General features: G+C 67.2%; 14 protein-coding genes and 2 pseudogenes. 8 read left to right on the top strand and 8 right to left on the bottom strand.

All coding sequences use genetic code 11. From position 1 onward, the window contains the following. Positions 1 to 31: 31 nt before the first annotated feature. From EB75_RS13530 to EB75_RS13520, 3 genes are read left to right on the top strand one after another with little or no spacing between them, the layout of a single operon-like run. Entirely contained in the window at positions 32 to 832 is an 801-nt protein-coding gene (locus tag EB75_RS13530; RefSeq protein WP_073695938.1) for a prolipoprotein diacylglyceryl transferase, read from the top strand. After that, positions 813 to 1,262, top strand: a complete 450-nt coding sequence (locus tag EB75_RS13525; RefSeq protein WP_286150187.1) for a hypothetical protein — start codon at positions 813 to 815, stop codon at positions 1,260 to 1,262. The genes EB75_RS13530 and EB75_RS13525 overlap by 20 nt, the downstream gene beginning before the upstream one ends. Then, complete coding sequence (locus tag EB75_RS13520) at positions 1,259 to 2,824, top strand: radical SAM protein (RefSeq protein ID WP_073695903.1); 1,566 nt, start codon at positions 1,259 to 1,261, stop codon at positions 2,822 to 2,824. The genes EB75_RS13525 and EB75_RS13520 overlap by 4 nt, the downstream gene beginning before the upstream one ends. Positions 2,825 to 2,919: 95 nt before the next feature. Here EB75_RS13520 and nagA read toward each other — a convergent pair whose 3' ends face one another. From nagA to EB75_RS13505, 3 genes are all read right to left on the bottom strand, one after another. Further along, positions 2,920 to 4,092 (bottom strand): N-acetylglucosamine-6-phosphate deacetylase, encoded by a 1,173-nt coding sequence (gene nagA / locus EB75_RS13515; RefSeq protein WP_073695902.1) that lies wholly within the window; start codon positions 4,090 to 4,092, stop codon positions 2,920 to 2,922. A 13-nt stretch (positions 4,093 to 4,105) separates the two neighbouring features. Further along, positions 4,106 to 5,353, bottom strand: coding sequence for a D-alanyl-D-alanine carboxypeptidase family protein (locus EB75_RS13510; protein ID WP_073695901.1), 1,248 nt, complete (start codon positions 5,351 to 5,353; stop codon positions 4,106 to 4,108). A gap of 96 nt (positions 5,354 to 5,449) precedes the next feature. Next, positions 5,450 to 6,448, bottom strand: a complete 999-nt coding sequence (locus EB75_RS13505; RefSeq protein WP_073695900.1) for an SMP-30/gluconolactonase/LRE family protein — start codon at positions 6,446 to 6,448, stop codon at positions 5,450 to 5,452. 253 nt (positions 6,449 to 6,701) lie between these two features. Between EB75_RS13505 and EB75_RS13500 the strand changes: the two genes are divergently transcribed. Further along, on the top strand, positions 6,702 to 7,736 hold the full coding sequence (locus tag EB75_RS13500; RefSeq protein WP_142239593.1) for a GGDEF domain-containing protein: 1,035 nt from the start codon (positions 6,702 to 6,704) through the stop codon (positions 7,734 to 7,736). Here the strand turns inward: EB75_RS13500 and EB75_RS13495 are convergent. Next, positions 7,733 to 9,439, bottom strand: a complete 1,707-nt coding sequence (locus EB75_RS13495; RefSeq protein ID WP_142239592.1) for an APC family permease — start codon at positions 9,437 to 9,439, stop codon at positions 7,733 to 7,735. The genes EB75_RS13500 and EB75_RS13495 overlap by 4 nt on opposite strands. A 121-nt stretch (positions 9,440 to 9,560) precedes the next feature. On the opposite strand from EB75_RS13495, the pseudogene EB75_RS13490 reads away from it, so the two are divergent. The 3 genes and pseudogenes from EB75_RS13490 to EB75_RS13480 form a co-directional block, all read left to right on the top strand. Further along, positions 9,561 to 9,851, top strand: a pseudogene (locus EB75_RS13490) (recombinase family protein); the annotation flags it as partial. Continuing rightward, positions 9,851 to 11,278, top strand: coding sequence for an IS607 family element RNA-guided endonuclease TnpB (gene tnpB / locus EB75_RS13485; RefSeq protein WP_073695897.1), 1,428 nt, complete (start codon positions 9,851 to 9,853; stop codon positions 11,276 to 11,278). The pseudogene EB75_RS13490 and the gene tnpB, both read left to right, overlap by 1 nt. A gap of 40 nt (positions 11,279 to 11,318) precedes the next feature. After that, on the top strand, positions 11,319 to 12,224 hold the full coding sequence (locus EB75_RS13480) for a sigma-70 family RNA polymerase sigma factor (protein ID WP_073695896.1): 906 nt from the start codon (positions 11,319 to 11,321) through the stop codon (positions 12,222 to 12,224). 3 nt (positions 12,225 to 12,227) lie between these two features. Here the strand turns inward: EB75_RS13480 and EB75_RS13475 are convergent, their stop codons facing one another. Both EB75_RS13475 and EB75_RS13470 read right to left on the bottom strand, forming a co-directional pair. Then, a complete protein-coding gene (locus EB75_RS13475; RefSeq protein ID WP_073695895.1) occupies positions 12,228 to 13,019 on the bottom strand; it encodes a phosphatidylethanolamine N-methyltransferase family domain-containing protein in 792 nt (263 codons plus the stop codon). 98 nt (positions 13,020 to 13,117) lie between these two features. Further along, positions 13,118 to 13,720, bottom strand: a pseudogene (locus EB75_RS13470) (carboxymuconolactone decarboxylase family protein); the annotation flags it as partial. A gap of 67 nt (positions 13,721 to 13,787) precedes the next feature. Between EB75_RS13470 and EB75_RS13465 the strand changes: the two are divergent. Continuing rightward, complete coding sequence (locus tag EB75_RS13465) at positions 13,788 to 14,519, top strand: TetR/AcrR family transcriptional regulator (RefSeq protein ID WP_073695893.1); 732 nt, start codon at positions 13,788 to 13,790, stop codon at positions 14,517 to 14,519. On the opposite strand, the gene EB75_RS13460 is transcribed toward EB75_RS13465, so the two are convergent. Next, positions 14,495 to 15,925, bottom strand: a complete 1,431-nt coding sequence (locus EB75_RS13460; protein ID WP_073695892.1) for an FAD-dependent oxidoreductase — start codon at positions 15,923 to 15,925, stop codon at positions 14,495 to 14,497. The genes EB75_RS13465 and EB75_RS13460 overlap by 25 nt on opposite strands. Continuing rightward, positions 15,925 to 16,511 (bottom strand): diiron oxygenase (locus EB75_RS13455; protein WP_142239591.1); only part of this gene is annotated, 587 nt, incomplete at its 5' end. The genes EB75_RS13460 and EB75_RS13455, both read right to left, overlap by 1 nt.

The following is a 16,511-nucleotide window of genomic DNA, read 5'->3' as shown; positions in this document are numbered from 1 at the left end:
ACCGGGTTGTAGCTTGGACCGCGTGATCTCGGTGATCCCGCAGTGGCAGATCGGACCGGTGCAGGTACCGGTGCACGGTCTGTTCGTGGGGCTGGGCGTGCTGGCCGCCGTGATCGTGTTCGTCCACGAGGCGCGCCGCCGCGGTGCGGTGAACGAACAGTCACTCGTGGCCGTCACCGGCGCCCTCGTCGGCGGGGCGATCGGCATGCGGGCGTCGGGGTTGGCGCGTCACCTGGATTTCAGTGCCAACCCGACTGTCGCGCAGGCGTGGGAGTACGGGTCCAAGAGCATCCTCGGTGGGCTACTCGGCGCTTACCTCGGCGTCTTGGTCGCCAAGCGAATTGGGGGGTACCGAGGTAAGACCGGCGACCTGTTCGCGCCGGCGGTCGCCCTCGGGATGGCGGTAGGCCGAATCGGCTGTCTGCTGACCGAGGCACCCGGACGGCCGACGACGCTGCCCTGGGGGGTGCACGCCCCGGCGAGCACCCCCGAGTGCCCAGGGTGCGTGGCGGGACTGGCCATGCACCCGTCGTTCGTGTACGAAATCGTCTTCCAGCTGGCGGCTTTCGCTGTGCTCATGTGGTTGCGGCCCCGCATCACCCATCCCGGCGAGCTGTTCGTCATCTACATCGCCGCGTACGCGGTGTTCCGCTTCTTCGTGGAGTTCGTCCGTGCCAACCAGACGGTGTGGCTGGATCTGACACGGCCGCAATGGTTTCTGCTGCCATCATTGGCGCTCTTGGGGTTCCGGATATGGCGCGGCTATTGCCGTGGCTACTACCCGATTTCGTCGGCAGACAAGGAGGGCGACCGTGTCCGAGCCGCCAATTGATTATCCAGACGATGAGCCCGGCAATGGCATGCCGCCCGGTCAGAATCCGCCGTATCCCCAGTACCCGCCGCAGTATCCGCAATACCCTCAGTACCCGCCGCAATACCCGCAGTACGGCTATCCGCCGCCGCCGGTGCAGAACCCGAACGGGGTCTCGGTCGGCGCCGTCATCGGCGGGGTCTTCATCTTTCCGGTGCTGAACCTCGGCATCGGGTTCGTCACGGTGATGCTCGCCGACCAGGGGAAGGCGCTGCTGGCGTTCGGCGCTGCGCTGTTGGCGCTCATCGCGTTCGGGGGCGGCTTCGCGTTGTGGAAGACCGGCAGCCCGGTACCCAAGGGGCTCGGCCTCGGTCTGATGATCGGCTGGGCGCTCACCTCGATCCTGACCGTCGGTTATTGCACCGGCCTGAACCCGACGATGTACACATGACGGCCGGGATGGGTCTGCGCGGTGACCGGCTGCTGCGCTACGTGACGGCGTACTGCCCGAACTGCCACTATGAAGCGCCGGAACGGCCGCTTGCCGACGTCGCGCGCCTGTCCGGCCGGCTGGTCGAACGCGACGGACGGGTGTGGCTGGAGCGGGGCTGCCCGGCGCACGGTCTGGTGAGCACGCTCTACGACGAGAACCCGGAGATTCTGTCGTATCTGGAGGAGTGGACGGCGCCGACCAAGGCGCACATCCCCGATGTGGCAGGCAATTTCGATCCGATCCCGTCGGCCTATCTGCGCGGACTGCCGGAGATGCAGACCCAGCACACCTGCATCCTGCTCGAAGACATCGCCGAGGCCTGCAACCTGCGATGCCCCACGTGCTTCACCGATTCGTCGCCCGATCTGCGCAACGTCGTGCCGGTTGCCGAGGTGCTCGCGAACGTCGACCAGCGGCTGGCCCGGGAGAATGGGCGACTGGACGTGCTGATGCTCTCCGGCGGAGAACCGACGCTGCATCCCGACCTGGCAGAACTGCTCGACGAACTCACCCGCCGGCCCATCACGCGAATCCTGATCAACACCAACGGAGTTCGCATCGCGACCGATGACGCCCTGCTTCAGCTGATCAGCTCCCATCGGCAGCGGGTCGAGGTGTACCTGCAGTACGACGGCCTGTCCGAGGCGGCGCACCGGCATCATCGCGGCGGCGATCTGCGACGGCTCAAACAGCAGGTGCTGCAGCGCCTTTCGTCTCAGCAGATCTTTACGACCCTGGTGATGGCCGCCGCGCTGGGCGTCAACGACAACGAGATCGGTGACATGGTGCAGCTGGCGCTGGGTACCCCGTACGTCGGTGGCATCACCATTCAGCCGCAGTTCGGTTCGGGGCGCTCCGGGAGCCTGGACGCGCGCGACCGGCTGACGCACACCGGTGTGCTCAGCCGGCTCGGCCCGCAGACCGACGGCCTGGTGACGTGGCGTGACCTGACCGCGCTGCCGTGCTCGCATCCGCACTGCTGCTCGGTGGGCTACGTGCTGCGCGACGATGCCGGGCGGTGGCGGTCGCTGGTGTCGCTGATCGGTCACGACACCCTCAAGGACCGACTCGGGTTGGTGTCCAACAGAATTGCCGACAGCGAGCTGCCGCAGGAACTGCAACTGGCGGTGCGTGAATCGCTGCTCGGCTTGCTCTCTGAACAGTCCTCGCTGTCGCACCCCGGGATCGGCGATGTGTGGCGGACCATCTGCCAGAACTGCGATCTCGGCATGCCCACGCTGCTGGCCCTATCCTCGTCGGCGCTGCCCGGTGGCAAGAATCGGGTGCGGAAGCTGTTGGGGGAGAGGGTTGTTCGCATCACCGTCAAACCGTTCATGGACATCTCGACCATGATCGAGGAGCGCCTGGTGCAGTGCTGCGTGCATGTCGGTACCCGTTCCAGCCAGGACCAGTGCGCGCCGTTCTGCGCGGTGCAGGCGTGGCCGGCTCTGGGGCGTCAGCGGATGTCCATCGCCGCGGGCACTGATTTGGGAAAGGCCTTGCCGCTCACGGTGATCTGAGGGCCCAGGTGCCCGCTCGCGGTGTCAGCGGTCACCGTCGTTGATCCTGACATGGCGGCGCGAGTCACTCGAACAAATGCGCCCTGGATACAGGGTCAACGAGAGAGGATGGCTTCGGGCGCCGACCACACCCCGCGCCGCACCACCGCCCGCACGTGCAGTTTGCGGTCCAGCACGACCAGGTCGGCCGACGCGCCGGGCCGCAGTGCGCCGGTGTCGTCGAATCCGAGTGTGCGCGCCGGGGTCGTCGCCGTCATCAGTACCGCGTGCTGCAACGCCGTATCGGATAAGGACTCCAAACCCGTTGCCGCCGTGCGGAACAGGGCGTCCATGGTCGCGGTGCTGCCCGCAATGGTGGATCGTTCGCGCAGCCGCGCCACCGAGCCGCTGACCTCGACATCGAGGCCGCCCAGTTGGTACGACCCGTCGGGCATGCCGGCGGCCGCCATCGCATCGGTGATCAGCGCGACGCGGTCCGAGCCCGCGGTGACGGCGACCTGGTGGACGAGCGCCGGGTGCAGGTGCACGCCGTCGGCGATGAGCTCGACCGTCACCCGGGTGTCCTCCAGCAGGGCCAGCGCCGGGCCGGGATCACGGTGGTGCAATGGACGCATGCCGTTGAACACGTGGGTGCCGACGGTGGCGCCCAGCTGCAACGCCCGTTTGGTCTCCTCGTAGCTGGCGTCGGTATGGCCCACGGCCACAATGACTCCCGCGTCGACGAAGCGTTCGATCGCGACGTCGGCGCCGGGTAGCTCGGGGGCGATTGTCACCATCCGGATGGTCCCGTCGGCCGCGGCGAGCAGGCTGTCGATCTCGGCGGGGTCGGGTTCCCGCAGCTGTGTCACGTCGTGTGCGCCGCACCGCGCGGAACTCAGCCACGGACCTTCCAGGTGGATGCCGGCGACAATGCCATCGCGTACCGCGTCGGCCAGGGTCTGCACCTGCGCCAGCAACACTTCCGGCGCCGCGGTGACCAAACTGGCCAGGGTCGTGGTCGTGCCGTGGGCGCGGTGAAATTCGGCGGCGCGCGCCACCTCGCCGGGGTCGTCGGTGCTGTAGGAGAATCCGCCGCCGCCGTGCACATGCATGTCCACGAAGCCCGGCACCACAACGCCTTCCGGGAAGTCGACGTCGACGCTGCGCGGCGCGGCGCCGCTACCGCACGTGAGAATCCGGTTGCCGCTGATCTCCAGCCACCCGGGCCGGCACACAGCGTCAAGCGCTGAGCCTCCCAAAACAACGGTCCCGGCCGAGATGAGCGTCATCGCCGGTCATTCTCTACCTGTTGGCGTGCTGGGGGCGCCGATTGATCGAACGGGCCGCCAGCATCAGCGACAGCACGATCGCGGCCCCGACGACGCCGACGCCGACGCGGATCGGCAGTGCGTCGACGGGCGGCAGGCCATCGAGGGCCTGTGCGGCCGCCGGATGCTTGGCGTCGGGCTTGCGCTGGGTGAGCGACGGGTCCGGCTCGATCAACGTGCCCACCTTGGTGCCCGGCGGGGTGGCGAAGCCGTAGTCCAGGAGCCGTGCGGCCTGCTCCCACGGCGCGATCGGGACCCGGGTGCCGTGCAGCAGGATCGCGACCAGACGGCGTCCACCGCGATCAGCCGCGCCGACGAACGTCTGCCCGGCGTCGTCGGTGTATCCGGTCTTGCCGCCCAGTGCGCCCGGGTAGTTGTAGAGCAGCTTGTTGTCGTTCTCGAGCTCGTAGCCGGGGTGGTCACCGGGCTCGCCGGGCTTCGCGGGATGTCCCGGGAAGTTGTACTTCTGGGTCGAGACGATGGACGCGAACGTCGGGTTCTGCCAGGCGTAGCGGTAGAACAGGCCCATGTCGTAGGCCGAGGTGCTCATGCCGGGGCCGTCGAGGCCGGACGGCGTGGCCGCCCGGGTGTCGCGGCCGCCCAGCTTGGAGGCCAGGTCGTTGATCTTCGTGATCGCGGTGTCCATCCCGCCGACCTGCATCGCCAGGGCGTGGGCGGCGTCGTTGCCCGAGTGCATGAGCAGGCCGTGCAGCAGGTCGTTGACGGTGTAGACGCCGCCGTCATCGACGCCTACCCGGGTGCCCTCGGCCGCAGCGTCGTCCGGCGTGCCGGTGACGCGCTTGTTGATGGGCAGTTCACGCAGGGCCTGGGTCGCGATGAGCACCTTGATGATGGAGGCCGGGCGGTGCCGGCCGTGCGGGTCCTTCGCCGCGATGATGTCGCCGCTGTCCAGGTCGGCCAGCAGCCAGGCATCAGCCGAGACGTCGCCGGGCAGGGGCGGCATGTCGGGCGCGGCGACGATGCCGCAGCTCGCCATCAGCTCGCCGCCGAGCGGTGTGGCCGGTACGGGAATCGGGGCCGGCGGGTCGCCGGCTTTGGGAACCTCGGACTGGTCGACCGCGGGCGGGGTGTTCACCCGGTACGGGCAGGGGTCGGCGGCCGGTGGGTCGGGTTCGGCAAAGGCCACTGCCGGTGCAGCCGTCAGGAAAAACGCTGCTGCCAGGGCTGCAGCGCGTTGTGCCGTCGATCGGGTGGTCGCCATGGTCTCGCCAGATTAGGCGACGGAGCCCCGGAAACGATGTTGCCGCGCTGTGACAATTGGGGTTGAAGTTACAAATGTGAATTGGGTAACGGGCGGCTACCGGCGTTCCGGGATCGCGCAGTACGCCAGCGCGGGGACGCCGATGGAGCTCATCCACAGCTGCCCGTCACGCTCGACCAGTCCGGTGACCTGTCCGAATTGCCGGTGCGGCATGCGTACCCCGGAGACGGCCTCGCCACTGTCGGGGTCGAAGGCGACGGCCCACACCTCCAGCGGCATCTGCGGCTGCAGCGCGTCGGGCAACCGCCAGACCAGCTGGCGCAGGATGGTCGGCCGCGGTGCCAGCCATTCCGCTGCGGCGTTGACCGGGGTGACCAACGCGACCCAGATCCGGCCGTCGGCGCCCGTCGAGATGTTGTCGGGCATACCGGGGAGATTGACCGCCAGCGGAGTGATGGTGCCGGCCTGCGGCCCGGACAGCCAGTACTTCGACAGTCGACGGCCCTGCGTCTCGGCGAACACCAGCGCAGTGCCGTCGGCCGTGACGGTGACGCCGTTGGCGAAGTACAGGCCGTCGCGCACCGTGCTCACCGTGCCGTCGGTCGCCAGCTTGTACAGGCCACCGTCGCCACGGGCCTCCAGGATGGCCGCGCGGAAATGCTCGTAATGGAACGAGCTGGTCGACTCAGTGAAATAGATTGTGCCGTCGTCGGTTTCGGTGACGTTCGAGCAGAATCGCAGCGGTCGGCCGTCGATATCGGGCACCAGCACATCGAGGGCGCCGGTGGTGGGGTCCAGCGCCATCAGCCCGCGATAGCTGTCGCAGACCAGCACCCGGCCGTCGCGGGCGACATGCAGCCCCAGCGGCCGGCCGCCGGTATCGGCCACCACATCCGTGGTGCCATCGGCGGATACCCGCACGATCCGGCCGTCGACCAGGCCCGTCCACAGCGCGCCGTCACCGTCGACGACGACGTCTTCCGGGGCGTCGCCCGGCATCGGCACGATGGTCAGTTCCGCGGATGGGAAATCGGGGAGGGCGTCGACCGGCGGCGGGGTCCAGCGCACCGGATTGATGGACGGCTTGTTCGGCACGCATGAACGGTAACTCGCCGGTGGGAGCCACGAGGTCGCTATGCGAGACTGGTCGGCTGATGCAGTTATGGCAATGTATATGAAATGTGCCAATAGCCGTCTGGGTGGTCATGTTTCGCCCGGCATATTTGGCTGTCACAAACGGCATATAGCATGTCGTGCAACAAGATTGTGCACCTGATTGACGCGGGGAGTGGCGGTGGGCGGGGCCGAGTTCAGATTTGCTACCAACGCACTTCGCGAAGGCAAATTCATGCGCGCATTCAGCCATGTGGTGGTCGTCGGGTGCTTCATGCTGGCCGGCTTGGCCGCGGTTGTGCAATTCCACCCCGCCGGACCCACCGGGGTGGTTCCGCACGCGGTGCAGGTGGTCGCGATTGTCTCCGCCGTCGGGTACGGCTGCCGATGGCTGCGGTGGCCGTGGCCCGGATACGCGGGCGCAATCGCGTTCGTGGTCTGGGCCGACATTGCAATCGCCGCCGTCGCGTTGACCATGTCCACCGTGGAGGCACGGTTGTGCACGACGCTGTATCTGGGCGTCATCGGGGGATTCATCGGGTTTCTGCTGGGGGCGCGGGTGCTGGCCGCGCACTGCGTATTCGGTGCGTTGCTCATTGCCGGAATCACCGCTTGGGCGGTGGTCGAACACCACGCCAGCTGGTTCGGGCTGTTCGTGATCTACATGCCGGCATTTGCCTGGGTGGTGTGCATCCCGATCGGCGGTTGCCTACTGATCGACAGGGGCCGGCGCGCGATCATCAGAATGGCGCGGTCGGCACAGGCGGATCAGCTGACGGGGCTCCGCAATCGGCGCGGCATGCACCACGTCGTCAATCGGGTCCTGGCCCCAGAGTCGGCGCCGACGCATCTCGTGGTGGCGGTTATCGATATCGATCGCTTCAAACGGCTCAATGACCAGCACGGTCACGCTGCCGGCGATGCCGCGCTGATCGCATTGGCAGACAGCTTGCGGTCGATTGCCCGGCCCGGTGAGATCGCCGCCCGGATCGGCGGCGACGAACTCATCCTGGTGACGTTCACGACCGGCGAGGCCGACATACCCGGGCTGCTCACCCGTTTGACGACGCTGACGCAACTCGATCTGGATCGCGGGGAAACGCTCTCAACGAGCATCGGCGTTGCCGTGGCGACGACGTCGGCGCGGCACTTCCTGCTCGAGGACGTGATCCGCCGCGCAGACGCCGCCATGTACGGGGTCAAGCGGTCCGGCGGCGGAGGGTGTGCGGTGTACGGCGGGCAGGAGCCGGCTGAACACCATTGCATCTAGCCGGCGGGATCGTCCCGCCGGATCTGCTTGCCCGTCGCGGCGTCCACTGCGGTCTCGCCCGGCGGCAGGTTCGACAGGTCGGGCGCGATGACCGTCGGTATGTCACCGGAGTCCGGCAGCCCGAAGTGCGCTACCACCGGCGAATCCAGCACCAGGTCATGGCGCTGTGGCAACGTCAGTCCGCGGAAGTACTCCGGACGCACGAGACGCCAGGCGAACATCAGCACCACACCGAGCAGCAGTCCGACGACGCCGACCACACCCACCGCGCCGAAGCCGAAAATGGTGACGTCGTGGTGGTTTTCGTCCTTCAGCCAATCCGGCTTGCTGTACTGGACCAGGCCGTACCCGAACACCACGGACAGCGTGATGCCACCGACCACCGGCAACACGCCACGCATCACGAAGTCACGCGCGTTGCGGGTCAACGTCTTTCGGTAGAACCAGGCGCAGGCGAACCCGGTCAGCGCGTAGTAGAACGCGATCATCAGGCCGACCGAACCGATGAGGGCCGTCAACAGATCGGCACTGATCGCGGTGAACAGCACGTAGCACAGCACCGACACCACGCCCATCACGATGGTTGAGGTGGTGGGCGTCAGGTACTGGCGATGAATCTTCGCGAAACTCTCTGGCAGCGCCCGGTATACGCCCATCGACAGGGTGGTACGTGCGGTCGGCATGATGGTGGTCTGCGTCGAGGCCGCCGCCGACGTCAGGATCGACGCCGACAGGAGCAGCATGCCGATCTTCCCGATCACGCTGTCGCCGAACAACGATGGACCGATCGCAGTGAACACGTCCTTGGCGTTCTCCTGGTTGCCCAGCCCGATGCCTTCGGTGCCCACGCCGGCGAACGCGATGGTCGAGACCGTCACCAACGCATAGGTGGCCAGCAGCAGGAACGTCGAGATGACGGCGGCGCGTCCGGGAGTGCGGCCAGGATCGTCGGACTCCTCGTTGCACGCCACCGCGGTATCCCAACCCCAGTAGATGAAGATGGTGGCCAGGACCGCCGGGGCAATCACGGTGCCGAAATCCATTCCGCCAGGCCAGAACCAGGACCAGGACGGCATGATCGAGTAGGCGTACCCGTGGTGCGTGTACACCTTCACCAGCGCCCCGACAGACACCACGATCAGCACGACCACTTCGACGGTCAACAGCACGTACTGCAACCGGGCCGACACCTCGATGCCGCGGTAGCAGATGTACGTCATGAGGACGATCCAGATGACGCCCGCCACCGTCGACCACAGGGTGCTGTTCGCCAGACCGGCGGCCGAATGCCAGCCCAGGTCACCGACGAATGTGAAGGAGTATGACCCGGCGATCTGTGCCAGATTGGCCATCACGATGACGTCGGAGGCGATGATGCCCCACCCGCCGAGCCACCCGACCACCGGCCCGAAAGCCCTTGCGGCCCAAGTGAACGTGGTGCCGCAGTCGGGCTCTGCCTTGTTCAGCTCCTGGTAGGCGACGGCGATGAGGTACATCGGCACGAACGAAATGAGCATGATCGCAGGGGCTTTGACGCCGGCCAGCAGCGTGCCACCGGCCGCGATGACCAGGCCGAGCGTCGCGGCCAGGCTGTAGGCGGGCGCCGTCGACGCCAGCCCGACCACCACGCTGGACACCAGGCCGAGGGCACCCCGCTTGAGGCCTTTGTCCTCGACCACGATGTTTGGCGCTGTTGTTGTCATCTGCTCCCTGCTCATCCCCGGTTCATTGCCGAAGAGATGCTACGGTTCGCCGCCGCGAAGCGACGAGTCGTAGGTTGGTGGGGTTGCGAACTGTTCGGTGATGTGTGGGTAAATGTGATCAAGGCGTCGGAAGATCCGTCGGGTTTTGTCTGACCCCTGTGCGAGTGTGGTTGTTGTGGAGCACCGCGACCGGCTGGCTCGTTTCGGGGTCGAGCACCTGGAGGCGGCCCTGTCCGCGCAGGGCCGCCGCATCGTGGTGCCCGACACCGGTAAGACCGGCGACGATCTGGTCCGGGACATGATCGAGGTGCTGACCTCGATGTGCGCCCGCCGCTACGGGCGGCGCGGAGCGCGAAACCGGGCGATGCGGGCGCTCACCGCCACCAAGGCCTCCGACACCGGGGCGCCGTGATGGCCGAGAAGTTCGACGTTCCTACGGGCTGGGTGTTGCAGGCGTATCAGTACGCCCTCGATCCGACTGACGCACAAACCGCACTGCTGGAGTCGCACGCCGGCGCGGCGCGGTTCGCCTACAACACGATGCTGCGGGCGGTGAAGGACAACCTGAGCCAGCGTGCGGCCGAGCGGTCCTACGGCTGGGCCGATACCGATCTCACGCCGCTGCTGTCGTGGTCGTTCCAGTCTTTGCGTAATGACTTCAATCGGCGCAAACACGTTGTCGCGGTGCGTGATGACGGGACACCGTGGTGGGGTGAGAACTCCAAAGAGGCGTACGCGAACGCCTGCAAGAACCTCTCGTCGGCGTTGACGAACTGGTCCACTTCCCGCAAGGGAACACGCAAAGGCCCCCGCGTCGGTTTCCCGTCGTTCAAGTCCAAGCGATCGACCAAGGTCTTCGCTTTCACCACCGGCGCGATCCGCATCGAGCCGGACCGCCACCATGTGACGCTGCCGCGGCTGGGCTCTCTGCGGGTGCACGAGTCCACCCGCAAACTCGCCCGACGACTGGAGCAAGGTTCGGCGCGGGTGTTGAAGGCCACGGTGCGGTTCGAGCGGGGCCGCTGGCTGGTGAGCTTCACGTGCGTGGTCGAGCGAGCGGCGAAACGGCCCGCTCATGTCACACGCCGCGCCGGCGTGGTTGGTGTTGATCTCGGTGTCAAAGACCTGATCGTGGTGGCCACACCCGACGGCCGCGAACTCCTGCGGGTCGCCGCGCCCAGAGAGTTCGCGCGGGCGTCGCGCATGCTGCGGGCGTTGCAGCGCAAAGCCGCCCGGCAAGCTGGGCCGTGGGATGCGGCGGCCGGGACCCGGCGGGAGCCGTCGAAGGCGTGGACGCGGACCCAACAGGGGATCGGTGCGCAGCACGCTCGGGTGGCGAACCTGCGTCGTGATCGCCTGCACAAACTGACCACGCTGTTGGCGCTGTCCTTCGATGTGATCGGTACCGAGACGCTCGCGGTGAAGAACATGATGGCCAAAGGCGGTTCTGGCAAGCGTGGGCTGAATCGTTCGATCGCTGACGCTGGGCTGGGTGAGTTCTCCCGCCAGCTCGACTACAAAACCGCGTGGTATGGCTCGCGTCGTGTGCAAGCCGATCGGTGGTATCCAAGCTCGAAGACGTGTTCTGGCTGCGGTTCGGTGAAAGCCAAGCTGAATCTGTCAGAACGTACCTACGTCTGTGAGCACGAGAACTGCGGGTTGAGGATCGACCGTGATCTCAACGCCGCGATCAACCTCGCGCGCATAGCGCGGGCGGAGCAGAGTGCCTGCTTCGACAATGGTGGAGCCGACCGTAAGACGACCGCTTCGGCGGCGCTGGTGGCTGTGAAACCTGAATCCAGCAATGGAAGCGCCTCACCGCAAGGCGAGGCAGCCTGATGGGAGAAACGCACTCACGTTTACTCACGAGGAGGCAACGGTGACCACTGCGCAGGACACCGACGAGTTCGAGCGGTTGCGCCCGCACCTGCTGTCTGTCGCCTACCGGTTGACCGGCGTGTACGCCGACGCCGAGGACATCGTGCAGGACGCCTGGTTGCGCTGGCACAGTGCGGATGTCGACGCCATCGAAGAGCCGCGTGCCTGGCTGACGACCGTCGTGAGTCGTCTCGGCCTGGACCGGCTGCGCTCGGCCGCGCACCGGCGCGAGGCGTATTTCGGCGAATGGCTGCCCGAGCCGGTGGTGACGGGCTTCGACGCGTCCGACCCATTGGCCGCCGTGGTCGCGGGGGAGGACGCCCGCTTCGCCGCGATGGTGGTGCTGGAGCGGCTGACGCCCGACCAGCGGGTGGCCTTCGTGCTACATGACGGCTTCGCGGTGCCGTTCTCCGAGATCGCGTCGGTGCTCGGCGTGAGCGACGCGAGTGCGCGGCAGCTCGCGTCACGGGCGCGACGCGCAGTGGCCGCGGCACCCGCACCGCCGCCGGACGCCGGGCACAACGAGGTCGTCGGCAAGCTGATGGCCGCGCTGGCCGGTGGTGACATGGCTGCCGTCGTCGAACTGCTGCACCCCGAGGCGACGTTCACCGGCGACTCCAACCGGCGGGCACCCACGGCACCCCGCACCATCGTCGGCGCGGACAAGGTGGCGCGGTTCCTGTTCGGCTTGGCCAGGCGCTATGGGCCGCAATGGCTTTCGACGTCCCAGTTGGCACTCATCAACGGCGAGCTCGGCGCGTACAACCCCGGCCTGCCGGCCGACGGCGAGCATCCCGAGATGCTGCCGCGCGTCACCGCACTGACCGTGCGCGACGGCAAGGTCGTCGCGCTGTGGGACATCGCGAACCCGGACAAGTTCACAGCGTCACCGCTGAAATCGGGCTAGTGGTCACAGGACGTAGGGGATCAACGCCTTGCGATCGGTGGGGTACTCGGGGAACTTCTCCTGGTACCAGGTGTGGGTGCCCAGCGCCCGGGGAATCAGGTTGCCCGCGGTGATCAACAGGATGACGACGCCGGGCAGCGCCCAGGTCAGCAGCGCGAAGCCGGACCAGGCGATGAGCTCGCCCAGGTACGCCGGGCTGGTGACGAACCGGAACCCGCCGCCGAACGGAATCCGGTACTCCGCACCGCCCGGATTGTTCTTGTCGCGCAGGTTTCGCACGATCGACTCAGAATTGACCAGCAGCGCGAAACCGCACAGGTAGATCGCCAGCCCCACCAGGAACCGCGGGTCGGTCAGCCAAGCGGTGGTGTACTGCCCGAAGAAGTCGTGGCTGAACAGCGTCCCGTTGAGGTAGCCGTGCATCGACGTGACCAGCATGCCCATCACGATCACCGAGACGTTGAAGGTGCCGCGCTTGCCGGGTACCTGGCGGATGGCCAGCGGGAAGAACCAGCCCCGGTTGGCGTAGTGCAGCAGCCAGATGCCGGCCAGCACCAGCGACGTCGGCTCGAAGCGGTGCGGCCCGGCCAGGTAGCTGATGAGGAACACCACCGTCGCCGGGATCTCCATCAGCCACCAGCCGAGCTTCGGGTTGAGGTTCAGGCCGAGCTTCGTCGTCGAGAACCGCCCGTACGAACTCTGCGCGAAAAAACCGCCGATGATCACGAACACGGCGAACCCGAAGGCAGCGGTCAGCACCGTGTCATAGAACGTGTTTCCGGTGTACCAGTGCATGGGTGCTCCTTGCTGAGCAGGTGGTTTCGGCGGCGTTGCCCGCCATTTCTGTAACGTGTTCTACCACCTGGCTGGGGCGCGAAGCCAGCGCCCTCGGATCACTCGGCCTGGGTCTCCCAAGGCACCCGGCACGCGTCGCCCGAGCTGAAGCCCTGCTCGGTGATCCCGAGCGCGGCGTACATCCGCGACCGCATGTTCTCCACGCCGATCTGATAGGTCAGCTCGATCACCCCGGCCTCGCCGAACCGGCGCTTGAGATCGTCGACCTGTTCGTCGGTCACGTTGTGCGGATCGGTGGTCATCGCGTCGGCGTAGGCGATGGCGGCCCGCTCGTCGTCGGTGAACAAAGGAGAAGTCGCATAACTATCTATGTGCTTGAGCCGGTCGACGTCCAGGCTCTCCAGGCGCATCAGCATGGTGCCGAAGTCGACGCACCAGGAGCAGCCCACGGTCCGCGCGGTCCAGAACACGGCGAGATCGCGGACCGAATCCGGCAGCGTCTTCGAGCCGCTCTTCAACAGGCCCTCGTGCACGGCATTGGCGACCAGCAGTCGCGGGTGATGTGCCGCGACGGCGAAGGGCTCGGGCACCTCGCCGAACTCACGCTTGGCGTAGCGGTACATGAGCCGGGTCAGCAGGCCGGCACGTTGCGGGGGCAGGGGCTCGATGCGTGTTGATGTCGTCATATCTGGTGGACGAGGCAGCAGCGCGATGTGTGACGGGGTGTGGCGGGCGTCACGTAAAAGGCCACCGACTACCGTGGCACACATGTCTGTGGCCCCGAACCCCGCGTCGGTGAGTGGCTACGAGGCGCGGTGGGAGCAGCACAACGCCGAACGCCGGTCCCAGATCCTGCTGGCCATGATCGAGCTGCTGGAGGAGAGCCCACCTGGCGCCGACATCTCCGTCGCGGCCATCGCCAAGCGCGCCGGCGTCGCCAAGTCGGTCATCTACCGGCAGACCTCCGGCAAGGAGGAACTGGAGCGTCGGGTGCGGTCGTACCTGATCGACGACTTCGGGTCCGTCCTGGTCGGCAAGCTCGATATCACCGACGGTTCGCTGCGCGAGATCCTGACCCGGACCATCGAAGCCGTCGCGGACTGGATGATCGACCATCCGCGGTTGAACGAGTTCGCGCGCAGCGGCCCGTCGTTCGAGGGGGACCAGACGCTCGACGCCGTCGGTGAGCTGAAGCTGCGCATCATCGAACGCGCCGACGGCATCATCGCCGCCATCACCTTGGCCATCGGCGTCGACGACAGCGCGTTCAAGCTCGCGCCGCTGGCGATCGTCACCATGGTCGAGGAGACGCTGTTCACGTGGGTGCGCAGCCCGGCGCCGACGCACACGCGCGACGAGATGGTCGCGCACCTGGCCGACTTCACCTGGTATGTCCTCGACGGGGCTGCGCGGGCCATCGGATTCGAGGTCAGCCGTGACGAGCCGCTGGTCGCCGTGGTCGCCGCGCTGGCGGGTCAGGCCAGCAAGCCCGAGTTGTAGTCGGCCACGAGGCTGCGCACCGTCTCCTGCGCGCACGACTTGTTGGTGCCGATGAAGCCCGTCGGTCCGCGTTTGATCCAGCCGGTCACGTAGGTTGCGGCGACGCCGTCGACGCGGCCCTTGTCGTTGGGGACGGTGCCGCGTGCGTCGTCGAACGGCAGGCCGGCCAGCGGCCGGCCGCGGTAGCCGATGGACGTCAGTACCAGCCCGGCGGTGACGGGGTTCAGCTCACCGGTCGGCTTGACCTTCGTGGTGCCGTCGGCCGCCGCCACGAGTTCGTTGCGGGCGAATTCGACTTCCAGTCCGGCCGAGGTGCTTCGAATCGCCGTGGGTGACTGCAGGTACTCCAAAGTGATGCGGCGATTGCCGGGCCGTTGTGGCAGGTCGCTGAGGATGCGGGCACGCGGGTCGGTGTCGGGCAGTGACGCCAGATCCTGCGGGGAGACGACGATGTCGACGTCGGGCATGGACGTCAGGCCGACGAGCTCCGGAACGGTGAACGCCGACTGCGCGAGGCCCCGTCGTCCCACGACGACGACCTCTTCAATGTTGCTCTGGCGCAATGCTTTCAGGGCATGTGGTGCGATGTCGGTGGCGGCGAGGCGATCCGGATCGGTGGTGAGAATGCGGGCGACGTCGAGCGCGACGTTGCCGTTGCCGATGACGACGGCGCGCGGCTGAGACAGATCGAAGTCGGCGCCGGCGAAGTCGGGATGGCCGTTGTACCACGCCACGAAACGGGTGGCCGAACTGACGCCCGGCAGGTCGGCGCCGGGCACATCGAGCGGACGGTCCGTCGACGCGCCGACGGCGTAGATGACGGCGTCGTGGTCGGCGAGCAGCTGCTGGTGGGTGATGTCGGTGCCGACCTCGACACCCGTCACCAGTTCCAGCCGTGGGTCGGCACAGATGGTGTCGAACTGGCGGGACACGCCCCGGGTGCGCTGGTGATCGGGTGCGACGCCGAAGCGGGCCAGCCCGCCGGTCTGAGGGAGCCGCTCGTACATCCGGACGCGTGCCGCCGGGATAGTCAGGACTTCGTGCGCGGCGTACATTGCGGCGGGGCCGGAGCCGACGATGGCCACGCTGATGGCGCCGGGTGCCCGGACCTGCAGCGGGGGGACGACGGGCGCCAGCAGCGGGCGGATCCGGGGCTCTCTGTAGAAGTCGGCGTTGAGGTCGAGGAAGACCTTCTCGGCCGGGGTCAACGACCCGTCGTGCTTGATGGCGTCGACGGGGCAGGCCGTCACGCACGCGCCACAGTCGACACACTCCACCGGGTCGATGTACAGCATCTCGGCGGTGTGGAAGTCGGGCTCGTCGGGCGTGGGGTGAATGCAGTTGACCGGACAGGCGTAGACGCACGACGCGTCGCTGCAGCAGGACTGCGTGATGACGTGGGGCATCAGGCGATCAACTGTGCCTCGCGGTTGGGGGCACTGCGGTAGCGGGCCGTCTCGCCGGCGATGCCGCAGCGCTTCCACATCCAGCGGCCGACGCGGTTCATCAGCCCGATCTCCTCGGCGAGCGCGCGGGTCTCGTCGAAGAAGCTCGCCATGATCTTGCGCGACTGTGGGCTGCGCCAGAATGCTTGCCGCATAACGTCTTCCGGGATGTCGAACTGCTTGCCGAACGACTTCGGTGAGGCCATGATCTCGTGCGCCAGCCAGCGCAGCGTCAGCGGGAAGGCGACGGTGGCGAAGGCTTTGAAACGCCACGACCGATCCGGCATGTGGGTCTTGAGAAATTCGTTGGCCCACGAGATGTGGCGGGCTTCCTCGGCGATGTGGATCTGCATGGTGCGCAGCACGGCCGGCGGCAGGTTGGCGCCCTCGCGGATCATGCCCTTCTGGAAGTGGTCGATTGGCTCTTCGCCGGCGAGGATGCCGGCCATGAACGCCGTCGGCGAGTACTGGCCCACCAGGCCGATGTACGGCGAGAGCGATAGCGTCCCGGGGAGTGGTGGACTTCGGATCTGGCGTGGTTCACGCG

The sequence above is a fragment of the Mycobacterium sp. ST-F2 genome, from assembly GCF_001905655.1.
Classification (GTDB): domain Bacteria; phylum Actinomycetota; class Actinomycetes; order Mycobacteriales; family Mycobacteriaceae; genus Mycobacterium.
This window is presented reverse-complemented; position numbering and strand designations above follow the sequence as displayed.